Source organism: Pseudoalteromonas sp. NEC-BIFX-2020_002, from assembly GCF_013002825.1.
In the GTDB taxonomy this organism is placed as follows: Bacteria; Pseudomonadota; Gammaproteobacteria; order Enterobacterales; family Alteromonadaceae; genus Pseudoalteromonas; species Pseudoalteromonas neustonica.
In genome coordinates, this window is the sequence record NZ_JABEPJ010000011.1 from 51,068 (window position 1) to 64,158 (window position 13,091).

Sequence of the window (13,091 nt, forward strand, 5' to 3'; positions counted from 1 at the left end):
ATAGAGAGCTCTGCTTAAAAGGCCAGATTTGCTTTATGTCTAACAATCAAAAAAAACAATCCTTACTTGGAAAAACACCACAAAGAAGAAAACCGACAACTGCATCAAAAAAAAAGGGGACCAGTCAGCTTCCTAGCTCAATCCAAAGTGTAGATGAGCAACAAATTACAATTGGGGCTAACAACAAAAAAACGAAAGCTAAACTTATTATTACTGGTGTAATTTTACTAATCGCTGTCAGTGTACCTAAGCCACAATTAATAACGTATGAAAAGTTAGGCCTAGTGACGCAAAGTGTTTACTGGCCTGGTATGTTTGGTTACGGTGCCACACTTTTTGATTCAAGCTTGCAGCCTCAAGCCGATCTAACCCGAAACAGCCTTTACTTGTGTCGAAATATGAAGCAGCCTGATAGCTGTCAAAAATATCGAATAACCGAAAATGCAGGCTTTTTTGCTGCGCTCAAAAAGCTAATGATGGATTAAAAAAACTAATCCGAAAAAATAAATTTACTTGGTTGAAAGGTGCGCAAAAACTCACCATAATGGCGCTCCTTTTTTCAACACATGAACAACGATAAAACCATGCTAAACGAGCTTGATTGGCTTTTAAACTTTATACTGTTAGCCCTAGGATTAGGGGCATTTTTTATTAACCAACTAACAATATTACGCGTTGCGGCGATTAGCGCCTGCGTTTTACTGTTTTTATCATTTAGTTTAGACCTAATGTCGTCAAGTGTGATCTCAAACATGAGCCTTGTGTTGATTAATACATTTTATTTGTTCAAAGTTTATACCTTTGGTCAATTAAATGTGACGCCTAATTAATATATCCCCCAAGATAATTTTATATGCCTTACTTGGTTTTACTGAGTGAGGTATTTTTTTGTCTAAACTTATTAGCAAAGAAATAACTCGCTTGCACAATAATGCATTAATAAGCTTGTAAAAAAGGAAGAGAGTAAAAACCGAGCACTATGTAAGAAGGATTGACTCGGCTTAGTGATTACTTTTATTTAACTTGGCTTGTTGATTGTTGAGGTTGTTCATCAGCATTAGCTTGGTTAAACCATGCTGACACTCCCATTAGAACAATAGACACCACAATAACACTGAGTTTTACGCCACCTTGTTGTTGTTTCATTATAAACCTTATTATTGTTTTTATTATAAATCGTACGCGTTATAGATTAGCTAAAATTACAAGTGTTAACAATATGTATCTTGCGTTAATTACTTAGATTTTAATAACCTTTTGTTCTATCAACTTGATGATTTAAATCTAGGCCTAATTTTAAACGCTCTACATTTTGTGCAATTTGAGTCGTCACACTATCAAGATCTGACAACGCTGCACAATGTGGTGTTAGTGTGATTTTAGGGTGTTGCCAAAATGGGTGTTCATCACCTAATGGTTCTTGTGTAAATACATCCAAGGTAGCCGCGCGCAATTGCTGTTGGTCTAATGCATGTAGTAGGTCTTTTTCAACCACATGCTGTCCCCTAGATACATTTATTAATACTGCATGTGGTGGTAAATGCGCTAAAAGATTACGGTCTATAATACCTTTTGTCTGTGGTGTTAAAGGCAATAAACACACTAAGTAATCTGCTTTATTGAGTAAATTAGGCAATGCTGCTTGCTGATGTATACAGTTAACATCAGCCATACTTTTTGCGCTTTGCGAAAACGCGCTTACACTAAAGTTATTTATTAAAAGACGTGTAGCGCATGCTTGACCTAACTCACCAAATCCTAAAATAACAACATGCTTATCGCGATAGCTTCGCTTTGGGCACCATTGGTTATCTTGCTGTTTTAATATGTACTCTTTTAAGCGCAGTTTATGCGCCAAAATATGGGCTAATACATACTCAGCCATGTCATGAGCCAAGTTTTCATCAACAATACGTGTAACAACAACATTTTTAGGTAATACATTTAAATCGATGCTGTCTATTCCTGCCCCAAATGATGAAACAGCTTTTAAATTTGGTAGTTGTACCCACATATCTTCAGGGGCAAGCCAGGCAAGAACAAATTCAATATCATTTAAATTATCACAATGTGGCCACTGCGAAATTTTTACATCTGGTAGCTTAGCCTCCAATGCAGTCATTATTTTACTGCAATCACGCCCGCTAATAGCGACAAGTACGCTCATAGAATGCCTATAATAAATAGTATATGTACAATAAGTATAACCTCTGCTGCAATATTTAATCTAATGAGATTCAATTTACGCACTTTAAAAAGTCACACAATTGCAACCTAACTGTCATCGCTTGCTTTTACTCTTTCAATATTGGTTTATCGCCAACATCAAACGAGGTAATAATGATCAGTGTTGATAAAGTAATCGCAGCAAATCTGCCACAACTAGAAAACTCACCTAAAGTTAAAAGTTTAGTTAAAAAAGGCTTAGGGTACTTACTACATGAGCAAGAGTTTGTAGCCTTTGGTGATGCTTACCCTCACTTACAAGGTATTGAGTTTGTAGAACAAGTGCTTGACGAATTAGACTTCGATACTCGCTATAAACCGAAACAAATTGAAAATATCCCCAGTGAAGGTAAATTAGTTATTGTCGCTAATCATCCTATTGGCTCGTTAGATGCGTTGGCATTAATTAAAGTGCTATCAAGCGTTCGCCAAGATTTAAAAGTCGTAGCCAATCGCATGTTGATGTCGGTAACCCCCATGCATTCGTTACTTTTGCCCGTCGATAATTTATCTGGGACAAGTAAAAAGCAAGAGCTTAGTAATATTCACCAACATTTAAAAAGTGAAGGTGCGCTATTGATCTTCCCAGCAGGTGAAGTATCTCGTTTAAGTCCAACAGGTATAAAAGACTGTAAGTGGAATAGTGGTTTTTTACGTATCGCTAAAAAAGCGAACAGCCCTATTTTACCTATTTTTATAAAAGCCAAAAATAGTTCGCTTTTTTATGGTACGTCAATGATTTACAAACCGCTCGCGAGTCTACTACTTGTCAAAGAAATGTTTAAGCAGCGTCAAAAATCATTAGAGTTTGAAATTGGTGCATCAATTCCTCCTGAATCCTACTTAATTGAAAACCTCAAAGACAAAGAGGTCGTTAATTTAATTCGTAAGCAACTCTATGCATTAACATCAAAAAAAATCTTACCGCTTAAAACTCAAACGCCTATCGCAACCTCGGAATGCCGTAAAGAGCTAAAAAAGGCCATAGAGAAATGCCAGCGACTTGGTACCACACAAGATGGGATGCAGATTTACTTGTATCAATATCAAGGCAGCTCACCTATTTTCAGAGAGCTTGGCCGTTTAAGAGAGATCTCTTTTAGAGCTGTGGGAGAAGGCAGTGGAAAACGCCGTGATATTGATAAATACGATATGGACTATCAACATTTAGTCTTGTGGGATAGCTCACAGCTTGAACTCGTCGGCGCATACCGTTTAGCCTGTGCGCAAGATATTATTGAAAAACATGGCCAAAAAGGCTTATACACCGATAGCTTATTTTCATACAGTGATGAAATGGCTCCCTACTTTAAGGCTGGCATAGAGCTTGGCAGAAGTTTCGTACAACCAAAATATTGGGGACGAAAAAGCCTCGATTATTTATGGAATGGCATAGGCGCATTCATAAATACCTACTCTCAGTACCGCTATCTATATGGTGCTGTTAGTGTGTCAAATACGCTCCCAGAGCAAGCTAAAGCGATGCTTGTTTATTACTATCAGCATTACTATGGTGCCAAGCAAACAATAGCCATACCTAATAATGAGTTTAAACTCACAGAGCAACAGCGACTCCAATGCGAAACGCTTTTTTGTGGTAATGATGTTAAAGAAGATTTTGTTGAGCTTAAGCATGTGCTCGCAAACATGGGTGCCCAAGTACCCACTTTATTTAAACAGTACACCGAACTATGTGAGCCTGGCGGCGTACAGTTTTTAAGTTTTAGTGTTGATCCTGATTTCAATAACTGCATTGATGGACTTGTATTAGTTGATCTTGAAAAAGTAAAAGAAGGCAAAGCCAAAAGATATTTAGGAAAGACCTAAGAACGCAAAGGTGTATAAAATAAAGACGACCAGCCATCTAGCTTATTTACTAAACCTACTTTGATCCGTAACGTGAATTTAAGCTCACTGTATGCCATCAAAAGTAGTTTTTATGTAAAGGTATGATACAGTGGTTGTACATAAATTATTGACAGACTAGCTATGAAAAGGTCCCTGTTATTTTTATCTTTTATCATTATTTTTTCGGTAGTTAGCATTCAATTATTAGTGATCCCTCATTTTGAAAGTAACGTGAGGTACCCAACTGAAAAATGGGCATTAGAGTTTTTAACCTCAGGCTCTACGGATCTTCTTGCTCAACAATTACAATCCATACCTAAACACCAGAGAATAGCTTACTTACAAACCATACAGGCCAATTTTGGCTTTGAACTTACCTTACAAGACTATCAACAAAATGATTTTTCAAGTGAGCAGCAATCTTGGCTCGCAGAGAATAAAATTTGGGGAGACCCGCAAGCAGATTTAGCTTATCGAAAAATAGATAACGAGCAGCTGTTAGTGATTGTAAAACCTAATACGGTACCTAAGCATCTGGTCAACGAGGCACAACGTTGGATGATGGGCTCTTTTTACTTACTAAGCAATATTTTAGCGAAACACCCGCAGCACAATTGGCCGTCGATAATTGATTCGCTCAGTGATAATTTTTCATACCCCGTTGCACTAATGACATTGAGTGAATTAACTTACACAAAGCAACAAATAGCCCAATTGAAAACAGGGGCTATTGTGACCATATCCACTGCGGATTCTAATTTTATTGGCTACCCCGCTGACATTGCCGTACAGCGAATCAAAAATAGCGATAATGTAATTGTATTTGGCCCTTTTAGCCCCCAGCTAAAGAGCAAAGTGGTGTATATGTTAAGTATATTTTATTTTATATTCGGCTTTTTCCTGCTTATACCAATTATAATATGGTTAATTCCTGGCTGGCGCTCTATGTTATCGCTCAATAAAGTGGCGATATTACTTGGACAAGGTAAATTTGATGCTCGCGCTAAGCTAATTCGTTTTAGCCATCTAAACCATTTATCCAAAACGTTTAATATCATGGCCGAAAAAATACAACGTCTTATCTCTTCTCATAAAACCCTGATAAATGCTGTATCACATGAATTGCGAACTCCCATTGCACGCATTGAATTCAATATTGAATTACTTAGAAATAGTACAGCCAATAACTATCAACTTGGGCAACTAGAGCGGATTGAATTATCTTTGAATGAACTGAATTCATTAGTGTCAGAAATGCTTACACATGCTCGATTTGAGCGTGAAATACCGACACTTACATTTGCAGCCGTTGAACTTAATCATTGGATAAAACAAGAGTTATTATGTTGGCAAGAGGCCAATCCAGATATTGACATTGTCTTACTTGAACAAGGCATTTGCCATGCAATGATTGATACGTTTTATATGAGCCGCGCATTAAGTAATTTAATGCGCAATGCCATCGCGTATGGAAGAAACCGTATCCAAGTGAGCTATAAAAAAACCGTGAAAGGCTGGCTGATTTGTGTTGCGGATAACGGTGATGGTATTCCTTTATCCAATGCTGAGAAGGTATTTGAACCATTCTATCGAGAAGATCAAAGTCGTAATTTGCAAGTCGGTGGCACCGGGCTAGGCCTTGCAATCGTTAAACAAATTTTAGGCTGGCATGAAGGAAGCGCGAGTGTTGAGCCATCAAGCTTAGGTGGTGCGTGTTTCATGCTAAATTGGCCAGCCAAACGCATACATCAAGAATCCACATAGAGAATAATAAATGAAAACAAAAATTTTAGTGGTAGAAGATGATTTACCGCTTGCTGAGTCAATTCAAGAGTATTTAACGATTGAAGGCTATCAGGTTGAAATAGAATCAAATGGCGAGCATGCGGTCTCCCGTATTCTTCAGTGGCAGCCAGCTCTGGTGCTGCTTGACGTTATGTTACCGAACAAGGATGGCTTAACGGTATGCCGCGAAGTAAGGCAGTCATACAGCGGCTATATTTTGATGTTTACCGCAAGAGAAGAAGAAATTGATCAGGTTGTAGGCCTTGAAATTGGTGCCGACGATTATTTACTAAAGCCGGTGAAACCTCGCTTACTACTGGCAAAAATTAAAGCTTTTTTAAGACGTGGACATCCCACAGATCCACTCGCCATAAAGCCACAAACGAAAGAATCTATAACGTTTGGGCAATTAATAATTAATACACATAACCGAACAGTCTCTTTAGCAACGCAACATATCCAGCTAACAGACGGCGAATATGACCTACTGCTACTACTTGCTAAAAATGCAGGAGTTATTCTTTCACGTAGTGACATTGTTGAACAAATAAAAGGTTATCACTATGATGGAATTGAACGTGGTGTTGATAATCATATTAGTCAGATACGCAAGAAGCTCGGTGACAATGCGCGTAATCCAATAAAAATTAAGACTATCCGTTCCAAAGGCTACTTATTTGTGGTTAGTGCATGGTAGTTATGGGTGGATATGGCGCTATACCCTAAATATAGAAGTAGCGCCTTTGAGAGACTTTAACTTTGGATAATATACCCAAACCACCTCAAGATGCGAGTTTCAGTTGGAATTTAAAGCGATTTAGGCAAGGCATTGATTGCAAGTAATAGTGGTTCTATTGTTAAAATCAATAACGCAGTATAAATCGCTTTAAAACCAACCCGTTGGGCGTTTCACAGGCACTTACTATCATCGTTGTTACTTCTTAAAAGGGACTGCCATTGTTGCAAAGTAACGCCTTGATATTAAGCCCCTGTGAAACGCTGAATTCTGCATCTTGAGGTGGCTTGGGTATACATCTTTCTCAGCAACTACTTCACGCTAACCAGATAAGTTTTAATCTAAGGTTATTCTTGAGCCATTACACGTTTACCATTGCTATCGACAACGAGTAAATATGATGCACCAAAATTACCCCCACATAAATCGATAGCCTGATTGGCAACTTTTAGGCCATTAGCGCAGTTACTAACCGCTAAAAACTCTGTGACACGGCCCTTTTTTGTAATTAATACTTTTTTATCATCAATTGAAACATCATACTCACCGTAGGCAAATAAACGTACATTAAATACATCGGCAGTATTGCTTTGTTTTTTATCAATCACAGACAAAGCCCGTTCACCTGAAGATTGCCAAGCAATAACCCATAAATCATCATTATTACTCAAGGTTGTATTTATGCGTTCCTCTTTATTCGCATTGATACTGTCTTTAACCCCCAAGTTAATCATATTATTAATTACTTTATAACTGTAGTTATAGCGACTACCCACAGCATTGGCCTCCACATCGCCCGAAGCGATATTATCACTATCAAATAAACCGCTATAGCCGGTGCTAATACTCCTTTTTTTGACATGAAAGTCAGCCATATAATCCAATGAATTTATAAAAGACATATTTACTTGATGGGTTAATTTATCATCTAATTCATCCGTGCTTTCACCACATCCACTTAAAGCAGCTGTCACACCAAACAACAGTGCAATACTAAATCCTTTATTACTGGTGCTCATAATAATCTCCATAATGTTTAATTTATCAACGCTAAAAATCGCACTAAACGCTTTTATTACTTTAATAATTTTTTATTAATCAATTACTAAGCATTACATTTCGAATAGCGAAATTGACTGAAAAAATGTTAGCATATTCTTTATGAGACATCTCTCAGCGCTTGTCGGACATTGTCAGGAATTGTCTGTTCATAATGAGCTTTTAGCTTAATGATGACCTTGCGTTATATACCCAAGCCACCTCAAGATGCCGTTTCAGTTGAAGTTAAAAGCAATTTAGGCAAGGCATTGATTGCAAATAATGGTTGTTCCCTTGTTAAAATCATTCCCTTATAAAAGTAACGCAGTATAAATTGCTTTTAAACCAATCCGTTGGGCGTTTCACAGGCGCTTACTCTCATCGTTGTTACTTCTTAAAAGGGACTGCCATTGTTGCAAAGTAACGCCTTGATATTAAGCCCTGTGAAACGCTGAAGTCTGCATCTTGAGGTGGCTTGGGTATAGTCAGCTGACATGGCTAATAAATACCCGTTCTAAAAGCTGTGTGTATATTTGCTCAATTTTTAGTAAGTCATTAATAGGCACATGCTCGTTCACTTGGTGGATGGTATTATTTCTTACCCCGCATTCAATCACTTGGGTATAATCATTAGCAAAAAACCGCCCATCAGAAGTTCCGCCACTGGTACTTAATAAAGGATAACTGCCTGTCACATTAAAAATAGCTTGTTCAACTTGAGTCAATAAGCAGCGACGCGTTTGATGGCTAGTATAAAAAGGCTCACACGGACGCTCCCATTCCACACTCAGCAAAGCTTGTAGATCGCCTAACGCGAATTGAATTTCATTTTTTATATCACTGCTTTTATAACCATGGCTATAACGAATATTAAATGTCATTTCACACCGTGCTGGCACCATGTTATCAACAACATTAGCAATATTAATCCCTGTTACTTGCAAGCTCGTATGTGAACTTGGCTCGTCACGCTGCCACGTTATACCAGCCAAACGCTTGATTACTTCTGCACTTAAATGGGCTGCATTTATGGTGTTTTCTGGATAAGCAACATGCCCTGCTTTGCCGTTGATCACTAACCGCGCAGACAGTGCACCTCGACGGCCATTTTTGATTGTATCACCAACATACAAATGACTGGTTGGCTCACCGACAATGCAGCCGTCAAGTTTGATACCTTGTTGCGCTAAACGCTCTGCAATCAGTAGTGAACCATATTCCGCCTCTCCTTCTTCATCAGAGGTGATCAGCCAGTAAAAAGTACCTTCTTTTGCAGCTGCGTTAGCCAGTAACGTACGACTAGCACATAACATGGCGGCAACGCCTCCTTTCATATCAGCAGCGCCGCGGCCATAAATAGCGCCATCAATAATAGCACCTGAAAATGGTTCTGCTCGCCACTGCTCACTTGTCGCGGGTACAACATCAATGTGCCCAGAGAATGCAACTAAAGGCCCATCTCCAAACTCTATTTTTGCTATAAGATTTGTTACGCCTTTATAGGTAAATTGATCGCACGTAAATCCTAAATTCGAAAGTTGATCATTTAGCCAGTCTATGGCGCCAGCTTGATTTGGGGTCACCGATTTAAATTTAATAAGCGTGCGTAGCCAGTCAACAACTTTAGGCTGCGCGTGTATTTGTAATGATGGGGTTCGTGCTAAAAACATATCAACACACAAAATGCAGTAAAGGTAGCTTTATTACAACCGTGTTTTATGACTGGGATATGTCAGTTTATAGAAATAAACATGACTGATTTATAAAACGAATAGAACACGCCTCAAGTCAATCATTATTATGATAAAGGCATCTAAACATTAATCTAAATCAAACAATCTTTTTAGATCCAATAATCTGCTTATAAACATTGATCTAGAACAGTTTCTTATTTCGAATTTACTTGATAATAGACTCAATTCAAAAAAAGTAGTTCTCGGAGAACAGCATGAAAAAACAACTTAGCGCAGCGTTATTCACCTCTCTTTTAATCGCGTCTCCTTTTGCCAGTGCAGATTTTAGCGTAAACGTAGGTGCTATAAACGTAAATCCTGATAATAGCAGCTCAGCAATCAATGAAGACTCAACTCTTGGTCTAAAAGGTGATTCTGATACACAGCTTGGTATTACTATTGATTATGCATTTAATGATAACTGGGTTTTAGAGTTAGTTGCTGCAACACCTTTCTCTCATGATGTTGACGGTACAGGTGGTTTAGCTGGCAATAAAATTGCTAATATTAAGCATTTACCACCATCACTTATTGCTCAATATCACTTTTTAGACAGTGCATCTGCATTTCGCCCATTCGTAGGTGTTGGTGTTAACTATACGGTATTTTTCGACGAACAACCTTCAGCGGCACTTAAATCAGTACTTGGCACTGACGATGTTCAAGTGAAGTTAGATGATTCATTCGGCTTTGTAGCACAAGCAGGTGTTAACTACATGTTTAATCAAAGCTGGGGATTGCATGCAATGGTATCTGTAATGGATATTGAGACTGATGCAACTGTCTACGCAAAAGGCGCACAGGCACTTACTTCAACCGTTAAAATTGACCCGGTTGTTGCAATGTTAGGTGTTAAGTATAAGTTTTAAATTTGTAGATACTAAAAATATACTTTAAAAAGGCCTTTCGGCCTTTTTTGTTTTTTCGTATTAAAATCAGCGAGACAAGTTAGTTACTTTTTTCTGTTCAAGCATTTCCTTCCAATGCATTATTTCTGGGGGCAAAATAGGTGCTACGCCATCAAACCCTGCAACCTCTAACATCTCTTCAACGCTAACAACGCCTTTTTTACGCTTAAACACCCCTCTAACATATGCAATAGCATGAAGGCCACGATCAGAGTGAAACTTCTGTTCTATATAGAAATATTTATGGTCCCAACCAACTAGTCGCGTACTCACTGTATAACGCTGCATCGGCTTGATATCACGAATATAAGTAATCGCAGTTGCATTGACGATGGGAAACCAGCGTTTTTTTAATATCGGCCCCAATAACCCCACTCTTTCAGTCATCCATGTTCGCGCCAAATCCATCATGGCTAAGTAACGAGAGTTTGTCAGGTGCAAATTAATATCACAATCAGTCGGTAACGCTTTGTAATCAATATCAACTGTATCTAATAGCGGCTGATAAACACGATTACGTTTGATTTTAAAAAAAAGTAATAAAAGACGAAAATAGAGGTTCACAATTAAAGGTCTAACCAGTTAATAATACAACCGAGTGTAGCACAGCATCTTGCAATGGAGAATATTCTGCTCTAATCTCAAAGTCCACTATTTTTAAAAAGTACGCATCATTATGATTAAACCTGTCTTTTACTTAGGTGTTTTATTCACACTTTGTAGCAGCTATGCATGGGCTGATTTTGATTATCCAGGAGAAGGAAAGGTTAGCTACCCTACTGGTGTAGAAAAACCGTTTAAATTCGGCTTTGGTTGGCAAAAAAACAATGAGCAATTTACCATTGGAACTAAAAGTTACAATATGCAATTACCAGAATCATATTCCATTGCTATAACGCTTTCTAAAGATGAGCAGCAAATCTGGGTGCAAGAATTTAACAATGGTTTTATTGAAGGGTTTAACTGGAAAATAGGCGAGCACACTTTAGCTCTTGAAAAACGTCAGTTTAAAGATCCTGTCAAAGGAAATTATGTGATTAGTTTAGATAATAAAAATTACTTTTTTGCTCGTAACAATATCAGCATAATGATTAAATTTAGCGAAGAAGGGATTGAGACAATCGCTATTGATGGCGTCACTAAAGATATGGGCACTAAACAATAGTGCCCATAAATAATTGCAAACTTACACTTTTACTGTTTTACGGTTAATACCATAATCACGTAATTTATTCGCAACAGCTGTGTGGCTTAAACCTAACCGTTTAGCTAGTTGACGTGAACTTGGGTAAGCTGGGTAAAGTTTACGTAATAACGTTGCTTCAAAGCGCTTTACCGCTTGATCTAAAGAGCCTTCAAAATCAGACTCTAAATAGCCCAAGTCATGTGTAAATGTGGGTAACTGAAGATGCTCTACACGTAGTTCATTGTCATCTAATAATGATACCGCGCGGTAAATCGCATTTTCGAGCTGACGCACATTACCCGGCCATGGGTAATCTTGTAAGAACGCTAAGCACTCAGCCGATAGTTCAGGTATAGCGTGGCCATTTTGCTGTGCATATTTTTGAATAAAGTGCTCAGCCAATGGGCCTACATCAGCCCTACGGTCTCTCAGTGGCGCTATTTCAAGTGTCAGGACGTTAATGCGATAATATAAATCTTCTCTGAACGTTCCCTCTTGCACCATTGCTGGTAAATCTTTCTGCGTCGCGGCAATAATGCGAACATTCACTTTCACTTCGTTCTCATCGCCTACTTTTCGAAATGTACCATCTTGTAAAAAGCGTAATAGTTTGGTTTGTAATTGCGTAGACATTTCGCCCACTTCATCCAAAAATACCGTACCACCATCCGCTTGTTCAAGCACACCACGTTTTGGTGCAGCATTTTCTTCGTAACCTGCATAGCCAAATAATTCAGATTCTGCTACATCATCAGGTAATGAAGCACATGACAATGCAATGAACGGCTTGACTGAACGATTTGACGCATAATGACATGCACGCGCAAGCAGCTCTTTACCAGTACCTGTTTCACCGGTAATTAAAATAGGCGCTTCCAATTGTGCCATTTTACGTGCTTCACGCACAACTCGTCGCATTGCGGTACTAAAATTATGAATGGTTGCAAAACTCTCTTGCCCATAACGACGAAATGCGCTGACTTGCTGTCCCAACCGACTCTGTGATTTGATGTTGATTACAGCGCCCGCCAATACATCGCCTTCAGCACCTTGCGGCACTGCTATTGGTAAAATGTCAGCAATAAAATCTTCACCTGCAACTTCAACACGTGTTGTTTGGCCTAAAACTTCTTTCCCTTCCAGCCAGCGTGTAAAATTAAAGCCTTTTAATAGATTATTAATATTCGAGCCGAGAATCTCTTTTTCACTCAGCTGTAAGTCTTTACATGCGGCATCATTGCATAACCTAACCCAGCCTTTAGCATCAATAGATATAACGCCATCAGGTAACGCACGCAATAAAGTATTAAGTTCGTTATGCTCACGTTCAGAAGGTAAAAAAGCAGTAGTTCGAACATCTTTAACACCATCAATCAATCGTATTGATGGCATAATTTTTTGGAACTGTTCAAACTCAATCGGGGGGAAACTGACGTACATACGACAGTTCACTGAATCAACTTCAATACCTTTCAAATCAACTTGATAATTGACCAAAATATTAAGTATTTCTTGAGCAATACCGATGCGGTCTGCACAATGAATATCTAAACGCATTATATCCTCAAAAAAAGAGACATTTATATATCACGGATAATACGCGAACTCCTCTAGAGAGGATAGTCAATTGT

The 13,091-nt window shown here is 38.4% G+C and carries 13 protein-coding genes; 7 read left to right on the forward strand and 6 right to left on the reverse strand.

Going from position 1 to position 13,091, the window contains the following annotated elements; all coding sequences use genetic code 11:
- The first annotated feature begins 35 nt into the window (after positions 1–35).
- Together HJP15_RS13345 and HJP15_RS21950 are read left to right on the forward strand one after the other, a co-directional pair.
- Positions 36–485: a hypothetical protein gene (locus HJP15_RS13345; RefSeq protein ID WP_054205131.1), complete on the forward strand. Its 450-nt coding sequence runs from the start codon at positions 36–38 to the stop codon at positions 483–485.
- A gap of 99 nt (positions 486–584) precedes the next feature.
- On the forward strand, positions 585–830 hold the full coding sequence (locus HJP15_RS21950) for a hypothetical protein (RefSeq protein ID WP_054205204.1): 246 nt from the start codon (positions 585–587) through the stop codon (positions 828–830).
- A gap of 184 nt (positions 831–1,014) precedes the next feature.
- Here HJP15_RS21950 and HJP15_RS22210 read toward each other — a convergent pair whose 3' ends face one another.
- A complete protein-coding gene (locus HJP15_RS22210; protein ID WP_269432715.1) occupies positions 1,015–1,146 on the reverse strand; it encodes a hypothetical protein in 132 nt (43 codons plus the stop codon).
- Positions 1,147–1,246: 100 nt separating this feature from the next.
- Positions 1,247–2,167: a 2-hydroxyacid dehydrogenase gene (locus HJP15_RS13350; RefSeq protein ID WP_054205130.1), complete on the reverse strand. Its 921-nt coding sequence runs from the start codon at positions 2,165–2,167 to the stop codon at positions 1,247–1,249.
- A gap of 173 nt (positions 2,168–2,340) precedes the next feature.
- Here HJP15_RS13350 and olsF point away from each other — a divergent pair, with 173 nt between their 5' ends.
- The 3 genes from olsF to HJP15_RS13365 all read left to right on the forward strand — a co-directional run bounded on the left by olsF (position 2,341) and on the right by HJP15_RS13365 (position 6,556).
- A complete protein-coding gene (gene olsF / locus HJP15_RS13355) occupies positions 2,341–4,053 on the forward strand; it encodes a bifunctional ornithine lipid synthase OlsF (protein ID WP_054205129.1) in 1,713 nt (570 codons plus the stop codon).
- A gap of 162 nt (positions 4,054–4,215) precedes the next feature.
- Positions 4,216–5,838 carry an ATP-binding protein gene (locus HJP15_RS13360; RefSeq protein ID WP_170173971.1) on the forward strand — a complete coding sequence of 541 codons (1,623 nt, stop codon included), beginning with the start codon at positions 4,216–4,218 and terminating at the stop codon, positions 5,836–5,838.
- 10 nt (positions 5,839–5,848) lie between these two features.
- On the forward strand, positions 5,849–6,556 hold the full coding sequence (locus HJP15_RS13365; RefSeq protein WP_054205127.1) for a response regulator: 708 nt from the start codon (positions 5,849–5,851) through the stop codon (positions 6,554–6,556).
- A 386-nt stretch (positions 6,557–6,942) separates the two neighbouring features.
- On the opposite strand, the gene HJP15_RS13370 is transcribed toward HJP15_RS13365, so the two are convergent.
- Positions 6,943–7,614, reverse strand: a complete 672-nt coding sequence (locus tag HJP15_RS13370; protein ID WP_054205126.1) for a hypothetical protein — start codon at positions 7,612–7,614, stop codon at positions 6,943–6,945.
- 504 nt (positions 7,615–8,118) lie between these two features.
- Positions 8,119–9,303: a succinyl-diaminopimelate desuccinylase gene (gene dapE, locus HJP15_RS13375; RefSeq protein WP_170173972.1), complete on the reverse strand. Its 1,185-nt coding sequence runs from the start codon at positions 9,301–9,303 to the stop codon at positions 8,119–8,121.
- 278 nt (positions 9,304–9,581) lie between these two features.
- Here dapE and HJP15_RS13380 point away from each other — a divergent pair, with 278 nt between their 5' ends.
- Positions 9,582–10,235, forward strand: coding sequence for an OmpW/AlkL family protein (locus HJP15_RS13380; protein WP_054205124.1), 654 nt, complete (start codon positions 9,582–9,584; stop codon positions 10,233–10,235).
- Positions 10,236–10,301: 66 nt separating this feature from the next.
- On the opposite strand, the gene HJP15_RS13385 is transcribed toward HJP15_RS13380, so the two are convergent.
- A complete protein-coding gene (locus tag HJP15_RS13385) occupies positions 10,302–10,838 on the reverse strand; it encodes a thioesterase family protein (protein ID WP_054453304.1) in 537 nt (178 codons plus the stop codon).
- Positions 10,839–10,950: 112 nt separating this feature from the next.
- Here HJP15_RS13385 and HJP15_RS13390 point away from each other — a divergent pair, with 112 nt between their 5' ends.
- A complete protein-coding gene (locus HJP15_RS13390; protein ID WP_054205122.1) occupies positions 10,951–11,439 on the forward strand; it encodes a hypothetical protein in 489 nt (162 codons plus the stop codon).
- A 21-nt stretch (positions 11,440–11,460) separates the two neighbouring features.
- Here the strand turns inward: HJP15_RS13390 and tyrR are convergent, their stop codons facing one another.
- The gene (gene tyrR / locus HJP15_RS13395; RefSeq protein WP_054205121.1) at positions 11,461–13,017 is read right to left on the reverse strand and encodes a transcriptional regulator TyrR; all 1,557 of its coding nucleotides are present in this window, start codon (positions 13,015–13,017) and stop codon (positions 11,461–11,463) included.
- Between the last annotated feature and the right edge of the window lie 74 nt (positions 13,018–13,091).